We start from the raw sequence: 25,400 nt of genomic DNA on the forward strand, positions 1-25,400 counted from the left end.
TGAAGGGAAGTGCCGACGGCTGACGGTTAGTCTGCCCGGCGGGCCTCGGGCTGTTCGACCGCGGGCTCCCGTGGGAGATCCAGGGCGTCCTGGAGGTCGTGTTCCTCGCCCGTTAGTATGTAGAGAATGTCTTCGAGTACGGTCAACAGCTCCGGGATCTGACGGGCGACGAGATACGTAATCCCGATGAGTGCGACGACCGCCAGCAGCTGGCTGATGATGCGGTCGGAGACGAGAAACGAGACCCGATAGGCGTTGGTCTCGCCGAACATGAACAGGACGACCTCGGGGAACCAGTGCATCAGCTGGTTGCCCGAGACGATCGATATGAACGCCGTCCGGAAGACGTTGAGCACGAAGATGATCGGCACCGCCACAGCCAGCCCCCGGAGTTTGCGGCTCAGTGGGGCCCGCACCGCCCCGATGAGGCCGCCGAAGATGGCGATGCTCCCGAGGCCGGTACAGGCCAGGACGATAGAAACGTTGTAGCGATGGCCGTCTTCGAGGATCCATTGGTAGGTCGCCATATACCCCTCGGGGCTCTCGACGAGCGCTGGCGAGTAGCCGAACAGCGTGATGATCTCGCCGGTCAGCATCGTCACGAACTCGATGAGGAACTGTCGCGGTGCGGGGAACGTCGCTCCACCCACCGTGAACGCCGGGATCGTCTCGAAGGGGAGATAGATCACTCCCATTACCGCGACCGCCCGCGAGAGGACGAACAGCGTATCCCGGCCGTCGTAGAGGAGTTTTGCGACATAGAGGCTGGCCGGAAAGCCGACGAGGCTCAGGATTCCCTCGACGTAGCTTTGATGTTCGAAGGCGAAGGCCGGGAACAGATTCAGCCAAAACAGCCCGAAGCCGACCCACGCCGCGACCGCGATGGGGCGGGCGGTATCCATTAGGTCGGCGTCGGTCCGGCGGCCGTACCACTCGACGGCTCCGGCGAGGACGAACAGGCCGATGACGACCCACGCCAGGGCGTCCGACAGTGGCCCCACGGTAAACAGTTCGCTGCGAAGCCACTCAGTCGCCGTTTGCATGGGTGATAGGTCGACTACTGGTCATAAATCCCTTGTCGTTGTGTGCGAGCGCGTCGTCACAGCGTCGGTGTCGCGCTGGCCTCGTTACTGCTGTGGTTACTCGTCGGCGGGCGATTTGACCGTCGTCACCGGGAGGTCGGTCGTCTGGATCACGCGTTCGGCGACGCTGCCGAGCAGGAGCCGGTCCATCCCGGTTCGGCCGTTGGTTCCCATGACGATCGCGTCGGCCTCGACAGTGTTGGCGTAGCTCGTAATCACGTCGGCGGGTGCGCCCTCGCGGATGCTCGTTGTGGTTTCGAGCCCGGCCGCCGCGGCGCGGTCGGCGATCTCGCTGGTGGCCGTTTTGCCTTCCTCCTGGAGCGTTTCTTTGATGTGGTCGGTGCCGAGCTTGGGTGCCATCTGGCCCACCCGCTCGTGGTCGACGACGTACAGAACGTGAATATCGGCGTCGTGGCGGTCGGCGAGGTCGATCGCGTGGACCGCGGCCTCGGTTGCGGTCTCGCTTCCGTCGGTCGGAAACAGCACGGTATCGTACATAGTTGGCCCTTGTACTCAACCGTAGTGAATGAATCGCTTAGGTAGTGTTTATAATGAGTATCGAAACCGACTGCTGCTGCTCGGCGGCTGAAAGAATGAAAAAGGGACCGGCACGAGGCCGGTGGTTGAAACGGCGTGCAGTTACTCGCGAAGCGTCGTCAGATTAGTTCTGACGTCGGGTCGCGAGGAGTGCTGCGCCGAGGACTGCAACGAGTGCGACGATGGCACCGAATCCGGGCGTCTCCTCGCTGGAGGAGTCGTCGGATTCACCGTCGTCGGATGCGCTATCGTCAGACGAGCTGTCGTCAGACGAGCTGTCGTCGGACGAGCTGTCGTCAGACGAGCTGTCGTCGGACGAGCTGTCGTCGGACGAGCTGTCGTCTTCAGGGGCTTCGTCTTCGAGAGTGCCCTCTTCGACGAGCATGGAGTCGACCGAGTCAACCGACGAGCCACTCACGCGGTATTCGGTCTGGAACTGATCTTCGACATCCTGATCGCTGAAGTCGAATTCGGCCGAGACCGAACCGTCTTCAGTGATGTTGACGTCCTGTCCGTTACGGAACGAGGACGAGGCTTCGGTCGAAGAGACGCGGATCGTCGCGTCGGTTCCGGGTGCGACGTTCGTCTCACCACTGATCTCGGAGTCTTCGATGTTCTCGGCTTCGAGGACATCATCGACGTTCACGTTATCGAAGTCGATGCTACGCGGTGCCAGATCGAACTGGGCACTGCTGCTGAGTGTCTCGCCCTGTGCGAGGTACGGGTAGTTCTCGGCGTTGTCTGCGTTACCGAACGGAGCCGGACTCTGGTCGGTAGCGAACTCGTACCGGTTGTCCTCGTTGTCAGCATCGTATTCGAGTTCTGCGTTGAAGCTAACGTCTTCTTCAGGCGCGTCACCGTTCTTGAAGGCGCTGTCCGAACTCGTATCAGCGACGACGAAGAACTGACCGTTCTCTTCGTCAAGCACCACGAAGGTGTCGCTGTCGCCACCGTCTTCCAGGTTAACCTTCAGCGGGGCCTGGTTACCGGTAGATTCTTCCGCAGTAACCTCGAAGTTGATCGATTCGTTGGTGTCCTCAACGAACTTGTAGAGGACGTCACTCGAAACACCGTCGTCGAGTCGATCCCAGTCAGAATTGGCAGCGGTGTCACCATCTGCGCCGGCGACTAGGCCACCGTAGAGACCGGTTGCCTCGACTTGGACGATGAGACGGTCTTCGATAGCGACCTCGTCACGGACCGTTGCAGCGTCGACGAGTTCGCTGACTTCGGTTTCGTCGTTTGCACTCTCACTAGGTGCCGTATGAACGGTGATGTCACCGATCGTTGGCTGCTCGAGTGTCAGCACAGCGCTTGCGAGCTGGTCGGTGGCTTCGCCACCGGAACTCGCATCAAAGACGGACTCGTCTTCCGTGTCGATGTCCGTGCCACCGATCTGGATTTCGTAATCCGTCGGCTGGAGCGGTCGGGTTAGCTGGGAGTCGTACTCATCAGAGAGCGAGAGATCGCTCGTGATGTAATCAATGTAATCGTTGGAAGCACTATCACTGGTACCTTCATCGTCACCGAAGAGCTTCGCATCATCGGGGACGTTCTGGAAGGTACCACCGTTTGGTCCTGCTTCGTGGTAACCACTCTCGATAGTGTCGACGTTCTCAGTGTCGTAGACCTCTTCTGTGTCAAGTCCCGGATCGGTACCGAGGAGACGGGTGTTGGCCGAGATGCTTACTGGCTCGTCTTCGTCGTCAGCCTGCACGTACAGGACTTCAACGAAGTCAGAGTCTTCATCACCGATCTGGACCCACGTCTCGTCGGTGTCTTCCAGTTCGAACTCGAAGGTTGCAATGTCACCAGCGGTGTCGGTGACTGCACCCTCACTGAAGGACGCTCCTTCGTCGGATTCGGAGATACTGACCGTATCTGTTGCGGTTGCGCCGGTATCAGACACGATGAACTCGAACTCGTACTCACCAGCGTCTGGGAGTCCGGCGTTGTTCTCGAGGTTCGAAACGTTCATCTGGAGATCGCTACCGGAAACCGTTCCGTTACTCTCGAGTGTGTCTAGGTTGAGCGTGACGTAATCGTCATCTCGGATGTCATTGATGTTGTCGCCGTCCTCACGATCGTAGCCGAGGTGATCGAGCGGGAGATCGTCCGAATCGGTGACCGTACCGGTTGTCCCGTTCTTCGTCTCGAACAGGTCTTCGATCATCTCTGCGTCGAAGGAGTCAGGACCGTCGACGCTGACCGTTAGATTGTAGTCTGTGGCCTGTCGGTCCGAATCGAGTTCGATAACGCTTGCGTTGTCGGTTCCGTCAACCTCGCTGTCATCGAACTCAGCACTGAAGCCTTCGCTAATAACCGAGAAGGTCTGGACGATTTCCGTGTTACCACTCTGGTAGTTCGCTGTGTTCGAGATACCGTACTCGGCTCCGGTCTCGAGATCCGTGGTATCTACCTCGTAATTGGTGAATGTCGAATCATCGGTCGCTTCTGGGTTCAGCGTACCGATGAGGCTGGTCCCGTCAATATCACCATTATCTCTCGAAACTTCCACCAGGTACGCACTGTCACCTGCTGTGTAGTTACTTGAGTCCGGTACTGTTGTGTTGAATTCCTGCCCAGTGTAAACTGTTGATGGAATTCCAGAGTTACCTACTTCTTCGGGTGCTGTCGCAGCCGCACCGCCCGCAAACGCTGCGGGAACGGCGACGACTGAAAGGATCATAAGCGCGGCAAGGAACGCTGCACGTCCCTTCTCGCGATATGATGTTGTGTCGTTTCGTGTCATATGTTGTGTTGATTCGTTGTACTGCAACTGCACTGCATCGACAACACTCTATTTCCGTCCACTACCGTCCTACACCGACCGAGCCTCACTGTTGACCTGTGCCATCACAAGTCGTACTACATCGGACGTACTCTACCGTGCTGTCCTGGGTAGGGGTGTCTGAAACACGAAGGCAATCTGGTATATACTTTGTGTTTGACAGTGGATATAGGAGACTGGTATAACCGACAGCATTCGATCCGGTATTCTGCTAGTAACACGGTAGTTGTAGCCTATACTAACAAGTGAGGAATGAGTTTGATTTGTATAGTGTGGTACAGCTAGACAAACACGCGTGTTGTTTTATGAATCCGTCATAGACGCCGAGTTAGTTTGGTTATGAGTAACTTGCCTCAGAACGAAGTTGGTAAACGTCTCTTGATTCCCCCCTATTATTGTTATTCAAATGAGTATTTATAATAAACAGTGCTAAACAGAGTCCCAATTTCATAATGACCTTTATTCTGCGAACGTGAATCGAAGCCATGCATACACAAACCGGTCTTTTCGGTGTCGAGAGTCGATCAGTTTTTGCGGTGGTGAGTTCTATTACATCTATCCGTGAGGAACCGTACGTAGGTCGAACAGTTCATATCATCGCACGGAGTAAGCAATGAATATCTCTTTAATTACCTCGAAGGGTCTCGCAATCGGTGTGTGTCTGCTCCTCCTCATGACTGCCACCAGTAGTGTCGTCTCGGCACAAAGTGGCTCGTCAATAGATGTACAAGGGTCGCCGGATATCAGCGTCTACGCGCCGGACAACGAGGTCACACCCGGTAGTGAAACGACGTTCACAGTCCAACTCGACAACGACGGCGAGGTTACCGATGGTGACCCGGCCGACCGGCAGTACGTTACGACCGCCCGAAGTGTTATTACCACACTTGAGGCTGATGATATACCGATCACAGTCAAAACAGGGACTCAATCGGTCGGTGACATAACAGAATCCGAGCCCGAAAACGTCGACTTCAGAATAGAGGTCCCGAACGATGCCGAACCCGGGACCTACGAGATGGAACTCGACATGGAGTACACCTATACCAGTAAGGCCGAAGATCTCCCTGGATACAGGCCGTCACAAACCACTCAGAGTCGATCAATAAGCAAGGAGGTCAAAATCGAAATCAGCAATGACGCTCGCTTCCGTATCACCGATATTAATAGTACTCTTCGCGTGGGCGAGGAGGGCGACATAACGGGCGAGATCGAGAACGTCGGCGGCGAGGACGCAACTAACGCCGAAGTCCAGTTCCCGACCGACGCCGAGAACCTGTTCCCACAGGAGACCGCCGTCGCCGTCGGTAATATCGAGGCCGGGGAGTCCGCCGAGTTCCGTATCCCCATCGAGGTCGGCAGCGAGGCCGAGGCCGTCCCCAAACGGTTCGATCTCCCCGTCTCGTTCCGTGACGAAAACGGCATCCGCCAGACCGACGACGACCCCGAGTTCCTCGCCGACATCGGACCTGAACGCGACACCTTCGGCGTCGAGCCGGTCAACCGTACGATCACCGCCGGGAGCGGTACCACCTTCGAAGTAACGTTCACCAACAACCGCGAGGAGACGCTGACCGACATCGAGCCCAAACTGTTCACCGACTCGCCGTTCAGCAGCAGTAGCAGCGAGGGGTTCGTCGAGTCACTTGCCCCCGGCGAATCCGAGACAGTCACCTTCGACCTCTCGGCGGAGGGGTCGGCGACGCCGAAAACCTACCCGGTCACCGTCGACGTTCGCTACCAGGACGCTGAGGGCAACAGCCAGATAACCGACAGCTACCGGCTGCCGGTCGAGGTACTTGAACCCGAAGAAAGCGGCGGGCTGGGCTCGCTCGGTACCGTTGCAATGCTGATCGTCTCGCTGCTCGCGGTCGGCGGCGGCTACGTCTGGTACCGCGGCCAATAACCTTCTATTCGTTTTCGGCGGCCGCCCGGAGTTCGGCAAGCCGTTGGCAGTCTCCGATGCCAGCCAACACCACGAGCGCGAGTATCTCGTCGGTGTCGGGTGTCGGAATGTCGCCGCCGCGGATCTCGACGCTGCCGGTCTCTTGGGCGAGCCATGACCGTGCGTCGGCGATCGCTCGGCGGTTGAGCCACTCGGGCGGTCCGCCGGTTACCAACAGTCCCCGTTCGACCGCCCCGCGGTCGACATCGACCGTTAGCTTCCCATTAACGGCCCGTCGGACGGTGGTTTCGATGGCCTTGATCGCCGTTGTCTCGTCGAGGTCGACCTCCTTGGTAAACAGCCCCAGTCCGAACCGGGATTCGGTCGGCCGCTCGATTTCCTGTGTGGCGTAGCCGAGGGCGACGATCCGACCCTCCGAGAGAGTGTTGATCACCTCGCTTGCGTCGACGACGCTCTCGGCGACCCGACCGCTGCGGTCGGCTTCTCCGGCCTCGAACAGCGCGATGAGTCGGGTCGCCAGCGTCTCGTTGAGCCGAGTGCGAACTTCGGGTTCGGCCGCGGATTCGGCAGTTTTCGTCCACAGCGCGTTGTCGAAGACGAACAGCGCGTCGGTCGCTTCCAACACGGGGTCGACCGCTTTCCCGGCGTTGGCCGCCCGGCGTTGCTGGTCGGTGGTCTCGGTTCGCTCCGTCTCCGGCAGCACCCCAACGCCGTAGATCGGCACCCCGTACACTTCACGGAGTTCGGCGGCGAGTGTCGGTAGTAGCGTCGCCCCGGTGCCTCCAGCGAGGCTGGTACACAGCAGGAATGCATCGCCACGGGAGGTTGCGAGATCGTCGACCGCCCGAAACAGCTCGGTCAGCTCCTCGTCGGCAGCCTCCTGCCCGCGGTTGCGGTGACCATCGAACCCTCGCCCGGAGCCGGTGAGTGTACCGTACAGATGGCGGTTGTCTTCGGGTATCGTTTCGAGGTCGGCCAGCGACCCCTGGTCGGTATCGAGGGCAACGGTGTCGACGACCGCCGACCGCGAGCCGCGTTCGTCAGCCGCTGCCACCGTGTCGGCGATCCGGGAACCTGCGCCGCCGAGTCCACAGACGATGAGTTGCATAGCGACTCCTCGGAGCGGTACGCAAAAAAGAATGTGCTCGGTGACCCCTAGAACGGGAACAGCGACTCGGCGTCGGGATCGCGTTCGATGAGTTCGATCTCGTGGCCGTCCTGGTCGGTCGTAAAGGCATACAGGTCGTCGCACTCTTCGGGACTCCGGTAGTCCGCTGCCTCGCGGAGCATGAGTTGGTCCCAGTCCTCCTGGAGATCGTCGACGCGCACGCAAAGATGGCCCCACGCATCGCCCATCGTGTAGGAGCGGCCATCATAATTATACGTGAGTTCGAGCCACATCGCCTCCTGAGGGGCGTCTTCGGGGCCCATGAAGTAGTTCGCAAAGCTGTCGGATTCCCAGCGGCTCCGCGGTTCGACGTACTCGAACTTCCGGGTCCAGAAGCCGAGGGCCTCGTCGGCGTCCTCGACGCGCATCATCGTGTGGTCGATCGACCACAGGGCACCGTAGTCGCGCTGGACAATCTCGACCTCGTGGCCGTCGGGGTCTTTGACAAAGGCGTAGCGGCCCCCACAGGATTCGGGGTCCCGGTAGTCCTCAACGCCCTCGTCCATGAGCTGCTGGTAGTGGGCCTCCAGTTCGCCTTCGGGGACTCGGACCGCAATGTGGCCCCACGCGTCGCCCACTTCGTCTGTGGTCTCGCCGTGGTTCGAGGTGAGTTCGAGCATCGCACCGTCGTCGTGCATTCCTTCCGGCCCGAGATAGACAATGGTGAAGCCGTCGCCCTCGTGTCGGTCTTTCTCCTCATAGCCGAGGTGGGTCTGGTACCAGTCGACCGATGTTTCGAGGTCGTCGACGCGCAGCATTACGTGATCGAAGAGTCCAGTCATACATGATCAATATTGAACGCCGGGTCGAAAAGGATACCGAAGGCTGCCGAAACCTCTGGTTTCGGTAAGACGTCGACGCTTCGGATTGGGTCGTCACGACCGGCGACGGTCCGAATCCATCTCCGGGTTCGATTCGCTCAGGTCCACTGGCCGAGGAGGTGCATCGCACCGGTGACTGTCGCTGCGACCGCGACATCCCGACTCCGGATACCGAACAGCCCAAACAGCCCCTCGGGGTCGGACTCTGTCGGGTCACCTGTCTCCTCGGGCGAACCGCTCACTGTTGGCCCCTCGGAGTCGAGACTGTTGATTCGGGTGTCGTTCTCCGAATCGGGTTCGGTAACGGTGAGCTGGCCGGTCCGTTCGTCGTCTTCGGTTCGGACGGTATACTCGTACTCACCGACCGGCAGCACGACGAACTCATCGGACAGATCCAGAGACACGTCTTCGCCAGCTTCGAGTGTCACGGATTGGTTTCTGATCGTCTCCCCGTCGAGAGTGAATTCGACCAGTTGCCGATCGGCGATCTCACCGGTGTTGACGATCGTCGTTTCGATCGCCGAGAGCCGCTGGCCGCGAACGACTTCTGCCTCTTCGGTCAACGATTCGATCTCAAAGTTTGATGGGTTGTCGAGATCGTCGACGACTCTCACGCCGCGTTTGTCGATGAGTCGGTTCTCGATGAGCCGCCCTTGAGAGTAGAACTCGACTTCGACCCGTTCGCCCGGCTCGAAATCGGAGAAGTCTTCGGTTATCTCGAAGGTGCGGTCCTCGCTGATTTCGACGTCCTCGATCGTGATCGTTTTCGGATTCGGACGGTTGCTCGCGATCAACTGCATTTCAGCCTGCGAGCCCGGGGCGATGTTAGTCTCCCCCGAGATAACGCTCCCCTCCTCGGCAGCAACGATCAGCTCGTCATTCAGTGTGGTCTCGCCGTAATCGATGTAGGGGTCCTCGAAGACGAACGAATCGTTGGCACTCACGGTCGTATCACTCGATCCAAAGTACGGGAAGTGTTCGAGTCCGTCGACTTCGTTGACGGCCGGATCGAACGGGTTGGGTCTCGCGCCGATCGAAAAGTCGTAGTTTTTGTATTCGTACCGGCTATCGGGTGGTGACTCATAGGCGATATCGAACGTGAGCTCGTCGCCATCCCGCGGCTGTCTGTCGAACGGGTCATTTCCACGGGTGTCGATGACGACATAAAAGCCACCGATGAGGGGATCGGTGCCGATCGCATCGGTGTTGTTCCATTGGTCGGCGCTATCGTCCGGGAGGATATACAGATCACTCTCGTCTACATTTTCGAACTGGAGGGTCGATCCCCCGTGATTCGGCGCACCGAGTTCGGTATCTGTGAGCTCGATGTGAACTCCTTCGTGGCGGTCGAGCAGGGTCTGGACCCAATCGGCTGGGATATTACCTGGACCATCTTGGTTGGTGTTGACGACTGAGTTCTCGCTGGCCTGGCGGTCCATGAGCGCCCCGTACATCCCGACCGACTGGACTTCTATGAGGATCCGATCCCCACGAGCGACTCTGTCGGTTTCGGTCGCCGCACCGAGTAGCGCCCCGATATCACCGGTTCCCATCGATTCGTCGGTGTCGTCGAACTGCTCGACACGGTCCGCCGCAGCCGGTGGAAGCGTGTAGGTCGTCACCTCGCCGATCTCCGGCTGAGTAAACACGAGGTTCGATCGGGCAACGGGCTGCCGGAAGTCCGGGATGTTGTCGTTCCGTTCGATCACCGTGCCACTGCCGCCAGCGACCAGCCGGTACCGACCGGCCTGCAGCGGGCTGCCTCTCGCCGAGAGCCCCATCTCCGTGCGGAATTCGGCCAGCGTCCCGGCGATCTCGTTTCCGTTTTCGTCCTCGAAGGACACATCCGAGAACTCGCCTGTGGGCTCGCTGCCCGCGCCGATCGAGTGGGCGTAGCTCGTGACATCACCTTCGACCGGAATATAAACGTCCTCAGAATCCCGATCACTGCCGACGAGTCGGGTGTTGATAACGAAGGTGGCATCGCCGGAGACGTGCAACACATCGAGATAGTTCTGCAGGTTCCCTTCGTTGGCCTCCCGGTCGCCACCGATCAGAATGTATGCCTCGTCGAGATCTCCGGTCGAGAGACTCACCTCGACGAAGTCACCGGCTGGCGACTGATAATCCGTCTCGGAGAACTCGACCTGTTCGGAATCGAAGACGTTCGAGACTTCGAACGATTCGGTTTTGCTCGTCCCGAGGGCCGAGAGATCGATAGTGTACTGTCCGTCATTGATCTGTTGGCGTTCGGGTACGGTGAACGTCGTCTCGCCTTCGAATGTCCCGTACTCAGTATCCAATGTGGTTGGGGAGACGATTCCGTCGACGCTGAAATCGACTGTATCGTATACTGTTTCGTTGAACGAGTAGCTCACAGTTACTTCATCACCGGCCTGCCAGGAATCCGGCGCGACTGAGTCGATACTGAGTTCGACGGGTTCCGTTCGCTCGACCGTGAACTCCTCCTCGCTCGTTTCTCCCTGTCTGATCTGGATCTCTCGGGTTTCGGTTTCGTACTTCGGATGCTCGACGGTCAGCTCGTGGGAGCCGAACGGGAGATCGGCAAATGAGTATTCACCGTTCGAATCGGTTGTGGTCGTGTCTTCACCCTCGACAGTGACGTTAATTCCGTGGAGCGGTGCACTCGACCCATCGACGGACTGTACGACACGCCCTTCAAGCCCGCCGTTAACGTGATCGAGTTCGAAATTCACCGTCTCGCCAGACTCTGAAATCGATGACGACTCTTCGCTAGACATGAAATTATCCGCCGAGGCGGTGATCGTCCGCGTTTTTTCGGGGGAGGTCGTACTTACAGGAACGTTGTTAATCGTGTATCCGCCGCTCGAATCGGTCGTTGCGGTCAGCGATCCCAACCCCGGCCACATATCGGGGTCGTCGACTGCGACCTCAATGGTGGCGTCTCGGATCGGATTTCCCCTAGTGTTCGTGACTGACCCGGAGACAGTCGTGAGCCGTTCGCTCATATCTGGGTTGACGCTGGTCGTGCTGCCCTCGTTCACGGAGATATCGCTTTGTGTGGCTGGTTCGAAGCCGTCCTGTGTTGCTTCGATATCGACCACACCAGTTGGAACCTCAATCGAATACTCTCCGTTTGCATCCGTTTCAACAGTTGACGGTAAGTCAGTGCCTTCGATCAGGTCCTGATCGGATCGGTGACTCACCGCTATTTCCACATCGGGTATCGGACCCTCGATTTCTCCCCCCGTCGACTCGACTGTTCCAGACACGTTCCCGGTAGTTCGTTCCAGCGCTTGATTGTCAATGAAATTCTCGGTCACCGGTGAGTTGGTGGTTGAGACGGAAATTTCTCTGTTGACACTCTTGTAGTTGTTGTTCGGATCGCTGATTTCCAGTGTCTGGTCCTCATAGGGGACATCTTCAAGACGGTAGGTACCATCGCTGTCGGTCGTTGTTTCGAGATCGTCGTATTTGGCGATGCTGACTGTCACATCGCCAAGCGGCTCGCCGATCTCGTTTTCGATCGTTCCCGTGATGTTGCCACTAGCTGGGTCACCGTCTTGATGATCGGCAGCAACACTCCCGGTCAACAGCACGACACCACCCAGCAATAGGAGGGTAAAAAGAATGACAAGCCGATGGGTTCGTCCGAAAACTAAGGATCTCATGGTTGTGAAGCGGGTGCGCAGTAGATGTCGAATACTCTCAGTATGGGTATTTAATCTTCTTGCTGTAATTCTCAATTCATATAATTTATTGCGCGATCAGCTGAGTATGACCGACGGACAGATGAAAGGCTTGATGTGGTGACCTTTCGTTGGGTCACTAACGAGTATGCCGGAGTGTACAAATTGTGGCACCCAAGTCGGGGAGTCGGCCAACTTCTGTCCGAACTGCGGGAAGCCACAGAACCCAACCGCTCAAAACCGGCTCGATCAGAAGATCGAAAAGCGGGCCAGCCAACAGGCCAGCCAGCAGGCTGGATCGAGCCAGTCGACAAGCCAACGGAGCCAGCGCGACGAGCTCATCGAGCGCGCAGGCTACGCGTTTGGATTCATTTTTGTCGTTTCGGCAGTTTCGGTCCTCCCGAGTCCTGGAGGCGTGTTCACGCTCCTCGGCGGACTACTGTTGTTCCCACCCGTCCGACAGCTCTCAGCACGAGTGTTCGGATCGCCACTTAAAGCGGAATTCAACGCGGCCGTCGCAGTCGTGTTGATGCTTCTCGGCACTGCGATTCACTACATCTTGTAAGAAGTCTGGAAAGTAAATCTGCTGTCTATTTCTACCGTCGACGCCAGACGACGAACGTCCCCACCGAGAGTGCGGTCATGACGAGCCCGATGAGCGCTTGTGGATACAACAGCCCGATCAAGGTGTCGACAATCCCACCGCTCTCGGTGGTTTCTTCGCCGTCGCCGGTCTCCGACTCCGACTCGGTGCCCTCGACTGTGATCGTTCCCTCAACACTGTCACCGTCGGTGGTGACGGCGTATGCGGCCTCACCCGGATCGGTGGGGGCCTGTAGTGTCGTCGACACCGTGGTTTCGGCTCCCGAGTCGAGCCGTGTCCCAACCGAAGCCCGTGACTCCTCGCCCAACTCGAAGACGACGTCTCCCCGTTCGGTCGTCGGCCACTCATTGGTCACCGTCGCGGTGATTGTCACCGACTCACCGGGCTCGACACGCTCGGAAATGTCGAGCGACGAGATACGGAACGGCCCGCCCTCCGGGGATTCGCTTGGCAGTGCCACGGTCTCGGTGCGGCCGGTGTCAGTTACTTCGACAGTGATCGCATCGGGGAACGTCTCGATCGTACTGAAATCCGTCTCCAGAGATCCATCGTTGAACCCACGGAGCACGATCACGTCTGCATCGGCGTGGGTGTCATACATTCGGCGGCGCTCTCCGAACGGCGTCCGGTCGGCGAACGGTCTGTTGTGGTCTCGGAGCATTCGATCGCTCATGAACACTCCCTCCAACTCGGTGTAGGAGAGTGTTGGACTGCTTACGTTGACGTTGTATCGAACGCGGTTCGACTGCAGTTCGATCTCCCGATCGCTCTGTGACGTGCTGGATGCCCCACCCTCCCACTCCACCGCAAGCGTCTGTTCGAGCACTTCGAAGGGGGCTGCGTTTTCGACGGACGTAGTGCCAGCCACAGCCCCGTCGTTGATGTCGACGGTCGTCCCGCGACTATTGCCGAGGACCAACACGTACGTGCCCTCGAGATCGGTTGTCTCCAAGGTCGTTTCATTGTCTTCGAATGTGATCTCGCGAACAAGCGGTCCGACCTCCTCGGTTTCGGTATCGTACTCTCGGAGGAGGAGTCCCTCGGCGTCGATCTCGTTGTGGGGGTCCTCGAACCAGAGCGTCTGGCCCTGCCAGTAGAGGTCTCCGGAGCTTAGATGCCGGTCGACGCCGTTTCGCTCGGCGTCATCGTCGGTGTGTGAGAGAAACACCGGCTGGTCGGCACTCGCTGTCGATGCACCGACAGTGCCCACACTCGCAACAGCCCCAAGCACGGCCAGCAGCACCACACATACCACGACCCGCGTGTGCTCACTCATGGGTTACCCGTCGAAACCGCCTACAACAGAGATGAACGATCGATTCGAGCAGTCGAAGTGTGGCTGAGTCATACACCTATGCTGTAACGCGGACGTATTATATCCATCGTCGCTGACCATTCTTTTAATCGATACGTTGTGATATTCCTCTATTCCATTGTTTTCAAGGGCCTATGAACTACTCCAGATGGTTGAGTCATCGCACCCGTACGGACGATTGAGGTGGTACAACGAGCACAATCCGTACTGTACTCTATTATGACGTCGCGCGCTTGAACTCACGGGAACCAACACGTATTATAAGAGTCCGATTGAACAACGTTTCAGTGAGTGCTACGGATCTTCTCGTTGCGGTTCTGGCTGGTATCGTCCAAGGAATCGTTGAGTGGCTTCCGGTCTCCAGTCAAGGTAATCTCTCGCTGTTTTTGACTGGCGTGGGGATGTCTCCGGATATCGCACTGCAGCTCGCACTGTTTCTTCAGATTGGGACGACTCTCTCGGCTGCCAGCTACTATCGCGAGGAGATTGCGACTGCGGCCCGCGGACTGCCGCTATGGCGGCCACAGGCTGCGTTTGACCAACAGAATGCGCTGGTTTCGTTCATTTTGATTGCCTGTCTTATGACTGGGCTCGTCGGGATTCCGCTATATGTGTATGCCGTCGACTTTGCGGGTCAACTGTCCGGTGGACTGTTTATTGGACTGATCGGTGTCCTCCTTATTCTAACGGGAGTTTTGCAGTTGGCATCTGAATCAGTCGGCGCAGGCTATCGAGAACACCCCACACTGGTGGATGCCTGTCTCGTCGGCGCTGCACAGGGGGTCGCTATTCTCCCCGGCATTTCTCGGTCCGGGACGACAACAAGCACGCTGTTGTTCCGAAGCTACGATCCACCGGTTGCATTTCGGCTTTCATTTCTACTGTCGATTCCCGCTAGTTTGGGGGCTGCGGTCCTCACTGTCGTTGGTGCTGGTGGCCTCCCTGGAATCAGTCCAGCGGGGGCGATTGCTGCAACTGCTACCAGCGCTGTCGTTGGCTATGTGACTATTGATGCGTTGATGCGAATCGTTGAGCGACTCCCGTTTTGGCTCATCTGTTTTGGGCTTGGTGGCCTCGCGATCATTGGTGGTGGCGTCGTCTCGTTGATCGTATGAGGCCTCAAAAACAAAACCGGATGTTGATATCTGCTGGCGAGGGTATCTGTACTACTCGGTGTCGGCCTCGTTCGAATCTACATCGTCCTCTGCGGTCTCACGATGAGAGTCAGTAGTCTCTGTGTTTGTCGATGACGGTGGTTCTGGCGGTTCAAAAGCGGAGATGATCAGTTGTACAGCTTTCGTCTCTTGAATATCTCTTAGTGTCCGTTGTGAGCCAAGCCCAAACAGTCCAACAAGGGCCATGAGGATTGCGACTACTGTGCTTACGATTGATAGACTCTGTGTTAGTCCACCAACAAGCAGGACGCCCAGCGCACTCGCGATGACACCGAAGCTGACAACGTTGACTGGACGCTCTTGGAACGCAGTGACACCGTTGTGTACTCCACTCATGAGCGTCGACGTTTGGGCGCTCTGTGTGAGCTCCTCCAGGAGACGATCTATGAGTTCGATGACGGGGCCGACAGTCCACGTCTCTCGGAGATCGATTACGATCACCTCCGGTTCAGGTTTGGCCGTAAGCCATCGGTAAATAAACGACCCAGAGACTACACGTTGGATCACGTTGGTCGACCGATTGGCTGTTGAGGTGATCCACCGTCTTCCCCGTCGGATTAGGCTGACTGTTATCGATCCGTCACGGGTTGTGTTGGACATCTTATTGGCTCAGCTCACTCACATTTCCTGTGACTGTTGTTGTTCCGAGATCGAGTCTCAGTTGCTGGCCGATTCGAAGGGGACTATTGTGGAATCGATTTCCAGACTCGGTTTCAATGGTCCGCAACTCGACTGTGAGTCTAACGTCTCTGTTCGTTGGATGCTCGCGAAGATAGATATTGCCGTCATCACTTTCGAGGACGACCTCCGCAGGTTGTGTGGTCACCGATTGAACTGTCACAAGTGGCTCACCATGGCTAGTTTGGGTCAGTCCCTCCGAAATTCCCGCTGCAACATCTTGGTCGATATCCTCGAGTTTTACCTCCGTCGTGATGTACTCAGTATTTAGATCCGAACCATCTTTGTCGAGGCGTTGTATCGATCCCTCGGCACCATACTCATCGGTCTCGATGGTGAGAGTATCTCCGACACGGAATCGAGTTCCAGCAAATTCGAATCGTGGTGTGTTGGGAGTTGCTTCGGCGATGTCTCCCTCCAGTTCGGCTCTAATGGTGACTGCTTCGGTGGTCGCGTCGACAGGAGTTGAATACACATCAGTCACTGTCAGATTGTGGCCCTCACGTTCCATGGTGTCGCCTGCTGTGATACGGTCGGCGACGTAGTCTGGATGGTTTCCGAGGTTAATAGTTGCATATCGGGTATTCAACTCGGAGTTGTCAGATCCTATGTCATCAGCGTTTGGCGCAACAACAACTGCGATACCAGCAACTCCAATAGCAACGACTAGAAGGATCGCTAGTGCATCGATTACATTGATCGCGCCAAAGAGATTGCCTTCATCGTCGATTAGCTCCATAGAGTGCCCCCGAGAGTCATATGCAAACGAGTCTGTTCCGTTAGGATAGGTATTACTATCTTTTCTTTGTGATCTATCGACGTTTGTTAGTGCTTACTGTTGGTGGATTATGCGACGGTCGACAAGTGCTACTATAAGTGCAATAGACCCAACTACCACAAGCACTCGATAGTCCGACGAGACATACAGCCCTGGTGTCGGGTGGCGATACCACGAAAAGGGATACAGCCAGGCGCTTGCAGCCCCGTCGGCCCATATTTTGAGACCATCGGTTAGCAGGTGTGAAATCCCACCGGCCACTAGTAATATAAACGCAGTTCGATGGTGATCAGCAACGACCAGCGATCCAATAGCAGCGAGAATACTGATGCCACCGAGTGTGTGGACTGCGCCGATATTGAATGGAACCCCGAGTGTGGTTTCGATGGTCGCGTCGGTGACGAACAGCCCAATTCTGCTGAGATCCGGAAGTAGGGCTCCTATCATTCCCATTGCGACCCAACGTTTTGTGAACCACTCAACGTACCACCTTGCGACAGTAAAAATGGTGTAGGCAATCAAAACATGCGAAAGGAGTTCAGCCATTGTGATCTGCCTCTGTGGTATTTGATCGCTGATCAAATGTGAGTTGCTGGAGGTTGAGTTGCCACTGGGTGAGGAAGTATCCAATCGCAAACAGAATGCCCACAACAGAGACAGCTAGTTTGTACTGAGACTCCGTTGGGCCGTGATTTACGACGACGGTTTCTGAGGCCGTCATGGTCTCGTCGGCCTGAAGTGTTCCGTAGGCTTGGACAGTACCGCCTGGCTCGACTGTAGCAGTGGTGTCGTGGACCTCGATTTCGGCTGCAACCTCGTCGGCATCATCGGTGATCTCGATTGTGAGTGTCTCGTCGACAGGGTCTGTGGACTGGACCTCTCCAATTAGGAGGATACGCTCATCGACGTACTCCTCGTAGTCGGTGTCAAGCTGCTCGCCTGTCGGGTGTGGCCAGTTTGTGTCGTAGGTAGCGCCGTAGTGGATACAGAGACCGAAAGCACCGAACAGCAGCAAGATGCAAACGGCGACTCGGAGCCCGGTTCGCATATGTACTGTCCGAGAGGGGTAGCGTACTTGTATATATTGACTACGTGTCGGCGGCTGTTCCTGTTGTGAGAACAAGAGATACAGTACATTTTATATAAATTGCCCATTTGGTCATAGATGAATGTTGACAGGGTGGCGATACCGGGCTGTGAGTGTGACTGGTGTTGTCGCGCTCGTCGTGAGTAGTCTCCTTATTGCCAATCACCCCGCAGTCCAGCAGTTGTTCACGACCTACGTGCCGCTATTTAATCGGCTCGAACCGGCGGTTCTAAACGTCGTCTCGCTGTGGTGGGCGGTACTGTCGAGTGTGGTTGTCATTGGGGGGAGTCTGTTGCCGTTGTACAGACCGCGGCCGAGTCGGGTGCTCGATACGGTGTTTTATGCTCAAAAGCGGGTTATTGTTGGTGGGCTTGGACTGGCGGCGTTTGGATATTTCCAGTGGTCTCACCGCCTCCCGCGGGCAACACTCACGATGACCGTCGGGTTGTTGCTGGTTACTGTGCCAATCTGGTTCGTCTGGATCCGTCGACGGCCGATTGCCGACGCCGGGCGGACGTTACTGGTTGGTGACGATCTCGAACAAATCGAGCGGATAGCGCTAACGGTCGACTCGGAGGTCGTTGGATGCCTTCGTCCAGCGGTGACTGCCGATAAGACTGTGATTGCCGACGGTGGTCTCTCAATGTCTGACTCTCCACAGGAGTCCGCTAGGGGTAATGCTACGGCGGCCGAGCAGGTCGACGGCCACGGAGGACTTGAATCTCTCTCGCATCTCGGCGGGCTCTCGCGTCTCAATGACGTGCTCGTCGAGGAGGATATCGATACCGTCGTCTTGGCGTTCCGGCAGGCTGATCGTGGGGACTTTTTCGGGGCACTCGATGTCTGTCACGACCATGGTGTGAACGCGAAAGTCCATCGGGAGTACGCCGACAGTGTGTTGGTCTCGGAGGGTGATGTTGGAGATCTTGTGGATGTTGATCTCGAACCGTGGGATCCACTAGATCATCTGCTCAAGCGGCTATTTGATATTGTGTTTGCGACGGTTGGGCTGGTTGCTTTCGCACCACTGATGACTGTGATAGCCGTCGCAGTCAAACTCGATAGTCCAGGGCCGGTATTCTACTGTCAAGATCGAACCGCAGGTTTCGGGGAAACGTTCCCAGTGTACAAGTTTCGATCCATGATTCCAGAGAGGGAAGATACAACGCCGACTGAGGACGAAGAGAACAGTCGAATTACTCGTGTTGGACGTTTACTGCGCAAAACCCACCTAGACGAGCTTCCCCAGCTGTGGTCTATTTTCGTTGGCGATATGAGTGTTGTCGGACCACGGGCGGTATGGACAGAAGAGGAAGTACTGCTTGAGGATGACGAGCCTGCATGGCGGAAACGGTGGTTCGTCAAGCCAGGATTGACTGGCTTAGCACAGATTAATGATGCCAAAAGTACGGATCCGAATCTAAAATTGCGATACGATCTAGAGTATATTCGTCAGCAGTCGTTCTGGTTTGATCTGAAGATTGTTATTCGGCAAATCTGGAAAGTATTGACTGACATCCGAGAGCTCCCCTTTGAAAAGTAAGTATCGGATCTCCAGGCCCTAACTCACAGAAAGGATTCCCCAGCGCAAAACTCACGCTGAAATGTGTTGTATACACTTTGGTTGGTGTTGAATTCTTTCTGTAGGACCCATCTTCACACAAACAGCGGTGAAAGGCAGTCTGAGGAGCATCGATCTGTGCCTCTCATCGACTGCGGGGGACCTTGTCGGAAAACCGCATGGAGGCGTTGGGTTCGAGGCAGTCTCCTACGACTGATATAATAGTAATACTACAACCAACTCCAATTCTGACTGCTGTGAATATACTTTCAGGGGGGACCCAAGCAGATCTAACTCTACTACCGACGGCGAAGGCCAACTAGACCTGCTGTCTTTGGTCGAAACTGAGCGTACTTGCTGTTTTGTTCCTTGAGATCTTACGATTTGGTATTATCCTGGAGGCCACTGCTGGGCCAACAGCACGATCAGAACGACGGTAGATTGCCGTCGCTGGGAAACTAGACATCCAAAGGTGAGACAGACGATAGCGACGGATCGACATTGGAGCCTACGCTAACCAGAAGGCCCGAGCTTTCTTTTCGAGACCAACAGTACGACACACACTGCCCAGACATAGGCCAATAGCCATTCGGCAGAGAAATAGCGGCTGTCCCAAAGTGGTCCCAGAAGACAGTCTCTCGGTCGATACCAATACAACACAAGCGGGCCACTACCACAAGAATAGACGATGATTAGAAGATATAAAATCAACACAAACACACCTCAGAGAGTTCGCTCACTCGTCGGTAGCTGATTCGAGTGAGACGACCCCAGTCGTACAGTCTACAACTAACGACACCACACCGGTAAGCGAGATCCTCGTGCTTGCCGATGGTGGCGAAACATTCCCCAGTTACGAAACCACATCGCAGAATCTCACAGTCCTTCGAGAATATACTGCAGATGGTGTCCTGAAGGTATTCCGTGATGGGAAAGACCACTTCGTGTATCTTCGATCGACCGAACCTGCTCATCGATGGACACTCCGTCAGGATGCAGAATGGTCGACCCCCGACGTTGGCGACCAAATCTGGAGTATTCCCGACAACTGGGAGCTTCAGTGTCACGATCGACTAGATCATGGCGGTCGATGTCGTGTATATGCAATTGAAGGGTCCGATCGTTCTGTAAGGGTTCGGGTTCCAGAGGATTGCCAGATTAGAGATGCCCAGTTTCGAGTCGAAGCAGTCGGTGACCTTGTGGTTGAACATAATGGGTCCTTCTCGAAAGAAGCTGTCGAAGATACCCTCCCAGCGTGGCGTGGCCGCGACCAGTTCCCTGGAGCACGTGACAATGTGAACGGTGATCAAACGATCGCCGCACTGGTGACGCTTGTCGACCGGTGGGACGACTTCGAGTCCGCAAGTCTCGAGTGGTTCGAAACTGAGGCCAGAGAAATATTCGAGGAGCGTGTCGACGACCCCGACACATTGTCTCTCAGGGATGGAGCCTTTCAGCCAGACATCGACTTTTCGGCGGTCGCCTACATTGTCGAAGACATCTGTGGTGTCGATCACAATGTGGCAGCAGACGTAACACGAGTTCTGATGGACTGTGAGGCGCTCAGTGTGCATCCTCCGGCACAGGTCCGACTCGTTTGACATCCACTCCGCGCTAAACAGTAATTACCAGATCAAATTCCTATAAAATCAGCTACTTGGAGTAGGAAGGGTCGGAAAGCATATATTTACCCTATCTTGATCTATTGTCATGGCTGATTGTGTAGACTCTAACGACTGTCTTTCAGATCCAATAAATGCCGAAACTCTTCGAGATTATCATGGTGTACCCATCTCTAAACATTATTTTTATCAGTTTAATAATGGCATATCTGGAAAGACAGAATATGTGACGATCACAAATAGGGGTTATCTACAATTAGTTAATGGTGATTTTGTTCCTGATGAGCTGTTTGAGAATTCACGAGTATACACATTTCTTGAATAAGATTCCATACTAAATGGCCCTGTTTAGTTAGTGACTTCCTCAGCTGGTGCTTGATCATCGATTGATGCGGTCGACTCGCTTGTGGCGGATCTGTCCGATCTTGTTGGCAGATTATTCAACTATAAATTTGAACAGTATATCTTGATGATCCATCATCTTCGATCAAATATTCATGTTTTTATACTTCAAAATAAACATAGGGCGTATGCAGAACAACGAGCTATCGGATGTAACGGTTGGGCATTCGTATTCGCCTGAATCAACTTCTCCAGACATAGGCACAGACCCGACATTCCGTGGAGGAACAGTAGTGTACAATGATGTGCAAATAGGTGATCACATCAGTACCGGTCACAACGTGTTGATACGTGAAAAAACAGAGATCGGTGATGATGTTGTGGTAGGAACAAACAGTGTTATCGACGGGCACAGTACTATCGGATCAAACGTCAGTATGCAGACGAGTGTCTATGTCCCCAAACAATCGACTATCCTCGATCGAGTGTTCATTGGGCCTGGTGCGGTACTTACCAATGATACCTCGCCGGTTCGTGAGGACGTCGACCTAGAGGGCCCGACGATCATGCCAGATGTCTCAATTGGGGCTAATGCGACGATTCTTCCCGGCGTGACAATCGGTGAACGATCGTTTGTTGCGGCAGGTGCCACAGTAACGTCCGATGTGCCACCTGATACGTTAGCCATTGGAACTCCTGCAGAACACCGTGAGTTACCTGCCCGGCTTGCGGGAGGCAATGACCTGTGATCCCGATTGCAAATCCGGATCTCGGAACACCGGAAGCCGAGAGTGTTAGTGAAGTAATACACAGTGGAATGGTTGCTGACGGAGAGCACGTACGAGCGTTCGAAGATGCTTTTTCGGAGTTCTGTAACACTGACTATGGTGTCGCAACGAGCAACGGAACGACGGCACTCCACTCTGGTCTGAAGGCACTTGGAATTGGACACGGTGACCGAGTCGTGACGACTCCATTTTCGTTTGTTGCCAGTGCCAACGCAATCAGACTTACCGGTGCCAAGCCTGTCTTTGCCGATATCGATCCACAGACGTATAATTTGGATCCCGATTCGGTCGCCGACGTTGTTGCTCAGCAGGACGTCGATGCGATCCTAACGGTCCATCTCTATGGGTTGCCGAGTGATCTCGATGCCTTAGGTGAGATTGCTGATGAACACGACCTACCTCTGATCGAAGACTGTGCGCAGGCACACGGTGCCACCTACAACGGACAGCCTGTTGGGTCTGTTGGTGACATCGGGTGTTTCTCGTTTTACCCAACAAAAAACATGACGACCGGCGAGGGAGGGATGGTTGTAACTGATCGGCAAGACGTCGCGGAGGCTGCACGGAGCTACGGAAATCACGGACGTCCCCCAGACGGTGGCTACGAACACGTCCAGCTTGGGAATAACTTCCGGATGACCAATATTGCTGCTGCTATCGGACAGGAACAACTCAAGAAACTCCCCGAGTTCCTTACTGATCGTCGGGCAAACGCACAGCGTTTCGATACGGAAATCGACAATGATTCCGTTACGCTTCCGTCCGTCCCGGATACGTGTGAACACGCGTATCACCAGTATACCGTCCGGACCGACAAACGAGCTGAGTTCCTTGAATATCTCCATGAGCACGGTGTCGGGGCGAAAATATACTATCCAAAATGTATCCATCAGCAACCTGCCTACGATGCCGAGAGCTACGAGTATAGCTGTCCTGTCGCAGAGCAGATTGCTGATGAGGTCGTCTCTATTCCCGTCCACCCTCAGCTGTCTGAGGAAGACATCTCAACGATCATCGATACAGTCAATGCGTTTGACCACGGGAATTGATTTAACCGGTAAATATGACATCTATTGATGCGTTTGGAGGAGATCGATGACTCGAGAGACGGATACTGAATCGTTGACAGCCGGTGTTATCGGTGTTGGGAGTATGGGTCAGCATCACGCACGGATTTATAATGAACTCCCAGAAGCCAACCTCGTGGGTGTATACGATGTGGATACTGAACAGGCAGTCGAAATAGCCGAAAAAAACGGCACAGAGGCCTTAGAAATCGACGAACTGCTTGCCTCTGTTGAGGTAGTTTCGATTGCAGTGCCGACAGCCTACCACTACGAGATGGCGACCAAAGCCATCGAGCATGGTGTCCACGTCCTTATTGAGAAGCCCTTCGTCGACGAGCGTGATCAAGGCGAGGAGTTGCTGGCACAGGCTGACGAAAACGACGTCCTCGTCCAAGTTGGCCACATTGAGCGATTCAATCCCGCAATCATGGCACTTCGAGATATCGTCCCTGATCTCGATATCATCAGTGTAGATGCCAAACGACTTGGCCCACCCATCGACCGGGAACTCGGAGATACTGTGGTTCGAGATCTGATGATTCACGACATCGATATTCTACTGTGGCTGATCGACGCATCTGTAACGTCGGTAGCTGCGTTCGACACCAATGAGGCCCATACGATTGCCAACTTCGAATTCGACGACGGCACCGTCGGCAGTCTCACTGCGAGCCGCGTTACTCAACGGAAAGTCCGAGAACTCACGATCACTGCGGAATCGTGTCATGTTGAAGTGGATTATATCGACCAGTCGGTCGAAATATATCGTCACTCGCTACCAGAGTACATTGAGGAAAACGGCGATATTCGCTACCGACACGAGAGCATCGTCGAGCGACCGATGGTTGACAACGCCGAGCCATTAAAAAGCGAACTATCTGCGTTCATCGATGCAGCACAGACTGGAAACATCCCAACCGTGTCGGGTCAAGACGGATTGCGAGCAGTCGAGTATGTTGAGGCGATCGAAGAACTCACTACTCGCGACTCTACAGCAACAAACAATGAGTAAACACGACACATTACAGTCGATCTACGGTACTGATGTTTCTAAATCCCAACGGCGAGAGGCCTTCGTCTCGGGAGACATACCTGTGGCAGTCTATGGACTCGGGAAAATGGGTCTGCCACTTGCGGCAGTGTACGGCGACGTAACGGGGAACGTGGTTGGTGCAGATATTGACCCAGATGTTGTTGGGGCTCTCGAACGTGGCGAAAGCCATGTCGATGGCGAACCAGGACTTGACGACCTCATCGGCGAGCTTGTCGCAGACGGTGCTTTTCGTGCGGTCGAAGACCCTAGTGAAGCAGCATCAGACGCGGCCATACACATTATCATCGTCCCAACGCTCATCGATGAGAACAACGAACCGGATCTCTCGATCCTTCGTGCAGTCAGTGAATCTATCGGGTCCGAGTTAGATGAAGGCGACCTCGTGATCGTCGAGTCGACGGTTCCCCCACAGACCTCTCGAAATGTCGTTTTGCCGATCCTCAAAACACAGAGTGGGATGTCGCTCGGTGAGTTCGGGCTTGCGTTCTGTCCAGAACGGACTGCAAGCGGGCGTGCACTGCAAGATATTCGTGGGGCCTATCCAAAGATCGTCGGCGGTGTAGATACAGAGAGTACGACCGCTGCACAAATCATCTACGAAGAAATCAACAGTTCTGGTGTCCTTCCGACATCAGATATTACCGTGTCAGAAGCGGTAAAACTGTTTGAAGGACTATATCGTGATGTAAATATCGCGCTGGTGAATGAACTGGCACGGTTTACTGATGAACTTGGAATCGATGTTAACGAAGCAATCGAGATGGCAAATACTTCGCCATACGTCGATCTTCATGCGCCCGGCCCCGGTGTCGGTGGTCACTGTATTCCATACTATCCACACTTCCTGATTCATCCATTCGATACTGAGGCCCCACTACTAGGCACGGCTCGTGAAATCAACGATGGGATGCCCGAATTCACAGTCCAAAAGCTCCATGAAGAGTTTGAGGCAGAAGGCCGAGAGTTAGACGATGCAACGGTTCTCGTACTCGGCCTCACCTACCGTCCAGGAGTCAACGAGATTCGAGCCACACCATCTCTGCCAATTGCAGAACAACTGGCCGAACACGGTGCAGATGTTCGACTCGTTGATCCAGTTTTGGACGACTTCGAAGCGTTCACCGGCACTCAGGTAGGGCTTGAAGAGATCTACGACTGTGACCCAGATGCTGCTGTCATGGTCACACCACACGAAGAGTTCGATGATATTGAGTGGGAGCGGTTTGATCCACTAGTTGTCATTGACGGTCGACAGTCGCTTGATCTCGCTGAGACAGTACATCGAGTGTATACGATTGGAAGCGGAATCCAGTAGCTCGAATAGCGACTCGGCATATCGAATGATATAACAAA

20 protein-coding genes and 1 pseudogene are annotated in these 25,400 nt (G+C 55.4%); 9 read left to right on the forward strand and 12 right to left on the reverse strand.

What is annotated here, in order from left to right:
• Nucleotides 1-26: 26 nt before the first annotated feature.
• From artA to NO877_RS19880, 4 genes and pseudogenes are all read right to left on the reverse strand, one after another.
• The gene (gene artA / locus NO877_RS01900) at nucleotides 27-1,043 is read right to left on the reverse strand and encodes an archaeosortase A (RefSeq protein WP_256394599.1); all 1,017 of its coding nucleotides are present in this window, start codon (nucleotides 1,041-1,043) and stop codon (nucleotides 27-29) included.
• A 96-nt stretch (nucleotides 1,044-1,139) separates the two neighbouring features.
• Nucleotides 1,140-1,580 (reverse strand): universal stress protein, encoded by a 441-nt coding sequence (locus NO877_RS01905; protein ID WP_256394600.1) that lies wholly within the window; start codon nucleotides 1,578-1,580, stop codon nucleotides 1,140-1,142.
• 163 nt (nucleotides 1,581-1,743) lie between these two features.
• Nucleotides 1,744-4,137 carry a BGTF surface domain-containing protein gene (locus NO877_RS19780; protein ID WP_256394601.1) on the reverse strand — a complete coding sequence of 798 codons (2,394 nt, stop codon included), beginning with the start codon at nucleotides 4,135-4,137 and terminating at the stop codon, nucleotides 1,744-1,746.
• Between the two features lie 126 nt (nucleotides 4,138-4,263).
• Nucleotides 4,264-4,371: pseudogene (locus NO877_RS19880) on the reverse strand (surface glycoprotein); the annotation flags it as partial.
• A gap of 652 nt (nucleotides 4,372-5,023) precedes the next feature.
• On the opposite strand from NO877_RS19880, the gene NO877_RS01915 reads away from it, so the two are divergent.
• Nucleotides 5,024-6,316, forward strand: a complete 1,293-nt coding sequence (locus NO877_RS01915; RefSeq protein WP_256394602.1) for a COG1361 S-layer family protein — start codon at nucleotides 5,024-5,026, stop codon at nucleotides 6,314-6,316.
• Nucleotides 6,317-6,320: 4 nt separating this feature from the next.
• Here NO877_RS01915 and NO877_RS01920 read toward each other — a convergent pair whose 3' ends face one another.
• The 3 genes from NO877_RS01920 to NO877_RS01930 all read right to left on the reverse strand — a co-directional run bounded on the left by NO877_RS01920 (nucleotide 6,321) and on the right by NO877_RS01930 (nucleotide 11,958).
• The gene (locus tag NO877_RS01920; RefSeq protein WP_256394603.1) at nucleotides 6,321-7,424 is read right to left on the reverse strand and encodes a tubulin/FtsZ family protein; all 1,104 of its coding nucleotides are present in this window, start codon (nucleotides 7,422-7,424) and stop codon (nucleotides 6,321-6,323) included.
• Nucleotides 7,425-7,471: 47 nt separating this feature from the next.
• Nucleotides 7,472-8,266 (reverse strand): VOC family protein, encoded by a 795-nt coding sequence (locus NO877_RS01925; protein WP_256394604.1) that lies wholly within the window; start codon nucleotides 8,264-8,266, stop codon nucleotides 7,472-7,474.
• 137 nt (nucleotides 8,267-8,403) lie between these two features.
• Nucleotides 8,404-11,958 (reverse strand): carboxypeptidase-like regulatory domain-containing protein, encoded by a 3,555-nt coding sequence (locus NO877_RS01930; protein ID WP_256394605.1) that lies wholly within the window; start codon nucleotides 11,956-11,958, stop codon nucleotides 8,404-8,406.
• Nucleotides 11,959-12,124: 166 nt separating this feature from the next.
• On the opposite strand from NO877_RS01930, the gene NO877_RS01935 reads away from it, so the two are divergent.
• Nucleotides 12,125-12,541 carry a zinc ribbon domain-containing protein gene (locus NO877_RS01935; protein WP_256394606.1) on the forward strand — a complete coding sequence of 139 codons (417 nt, stop codon included), beginning with the start codon at nucleotides 12,125-12,127 and terminating at the stop codon, nucleotides 12,539-12,541.
• A 31-nt stretch (nucleotides 12,542-12,572) separates the two neighbouring features.
• Here NO877_RS01935 and NO877_RS01940 read toward each other — a convergent pair whose 3' ends face one another.
• Nucleotides 12,573-13,856: a COG1361 family protein gene (locus NO877_RS01940; RefSeq protein WP_256394607.1), complete on the reverse strand. Its 1,284-nt coding sequence runs from the start codon at nucleotides 13,854-13,856 to the stop codon at nucleotides 12,573-12,575.
• A 326-nt stretch (nucleotides 13,857-14,182) separates the two neighbouring features.
• On the opposite strand from NO877_RS01940, the gene NO877_RS01945 reads away from it, so the two are divergent.
• On the forward strand, nucleotides 14,183-15,010 hold the full coding sequence (locus tag NO877_RS01945; protein ID WP_256394608.1) for an undecaprenyl-diphosphate phosphatase: 828 nt from the start codon (nucleotides 14,183-14,185) through the stop codon (nucleotides 15,008-15,010).
• Between the two features lie 51 nt (nucleotides 15,011-15,061).
• On the opposite strand, the gene NO877_RS01950 is transcribed toward NO877_RS01945, so the two are convergent.
• From NO877_RS01950 to NO877_RS01965, 4 genes are all read right to left on the reverse strand, one after another.
• Nucleotides 15,062-15,577 (reverse strand): hypothetical protein, encoded by a 516-nt coding sequence (locus tag NO877_RS01950; protein WP_256394609.1) that lies wholly within the window; start codon nucleotides 15,575-15,577, stop codon nucleotides 15,062-15,064.
• A gap of 94 nt (nucleotides 15,578-15,671) precedes the next feature.
• Complete coding sequence (locus NO877_RS01955; RefSeq protein ID WP_256394610.1) at nucleotides 15,672-16,487, reverse strand: DUF4330 domain-containing protein; 816 nt, start codon at nucleotides 16,485-16,487, stop codon at nucleotides 15,672-15,674.
• A gap of 93 nt (nucleotides 16,488-16,580) precedes the next feature.
• Entirely contained in the window at nucleotides 16,581-17,072 is a 492-nt protein-coding gene (locus NO877_RS01960; protein WP_256394611.1) for a metal-dependent hydrolase, read from the reverse strand.
• Entirely contained in the window at nucleotides 17,065-17,541 is a 477-nt protein-coding gene (locus NO877_RS01965; protein ID WP_256394612.1) for an OB-like fold-containing membrane protein, read from the reverse strand. Before NO877_RS01965 ends, NO877_RS01960 begins: the two co-directional genes overlap by 8 nt.
• A gap of 154 nt (nucleotides 17,542-17,695) precedes the next feature.
• Here NO877_RS01965 and NO877_RS01970 point away from each other — a divergent pair, with 154 nt between their 5' ends.
• From NO877_RS01970 to NO877_RS01995, 6 genes are all read left to right on the forward strand, one after another.
• On the forward strand, nucleotides 17,696-19,156 hold the full coding sequence (locus NO877_RS01970; RefSeq protein WP_256394613.1) for a sugar transferase: 1,461 nt from the start codon (nucleotides 17,696-17,698) through the stop codon (nucleotides 19,154-19,156).
• A gap of 1,313 nt (nucleotides 19,157-20,469) precedes the next feature.
• Complete coding sequence (locus NO877_RS01975) at nucleotides 20,470-20,775, forward strand: hypothetical protein (RefSeq protein WP_256394614.1); 306 nt, start codon at nucleotides 20,470-20,472, stop codon at nucleotides 20,773-20,775.
• A 551-nt stretch (nucleotides 20,776-21,326) separates the two neighbouring features.
• On the forward strand, nucleotides 21,327-21,887 hold the full coding sequence (locus NO877_RS01980) for an acyltransferase (protein WP_256394615.1): 561 nt from the start codon (nucleotides 21,327-21,329) through the stop codon (nucleotides 21,885-21,887).
• Nucleotides 21,884-22,975, forward strand: coding sequence for a DegT/DnrJ/EryC1/StrS family aminotransferase (locus NO877_RS01985; RefSeq protein ID WP_256394616.1), 1,092 nt, complete (start codon nucleotides 21,884-21,886; stop codon nucleotides 22,973-22,975). The genes NO877_RS01980 and NO877_RS01985 overlap by 4 nt, the downstream gene beginning before the upstream one ends.
• 46 nt (nucleotides 22,976-23,021) lie before the next feature.
• The gene (locus tag NO877_RS01990) at nucleotides 23,022-24,005 is read left to right on the forward strand and encodes a Gfo/Idh/MocA family protein (RefSeq protein ID WP_256394617.1); all 984 of its coding nucleotides are present in this window, start codon (nucleotides 23,022-23,024) and stop codon (nucleotides 24,003-24,005) included.
• A complete protein-coding gene (locus NO877_RS01995; RefSeq protein ID WP_256394618.1) occupies nucleotides 23,998-25,362 on the forward strand; it encodes a nucleotide sugar dehydrogenase in 1,365 nt (454 codons plus the stop codon). Before NO877_RS01990 ends, NO877_RS01995 begins: the two co-directional genes overlap by 8 nt.
• Nucleotides 25,363-25,400 lie beyond the last annotated feature (38 nt).

This window comes from Halohasta litorea (assembly GCF_024494645.1).
In the GTDB taxonomy this organism is placed as follows: domain Archaea; phylum Halobacteriota; class Halobacteria; order Halobacteriales; family Haloferacaceae; genus Halohasta; species Halohasta litorea.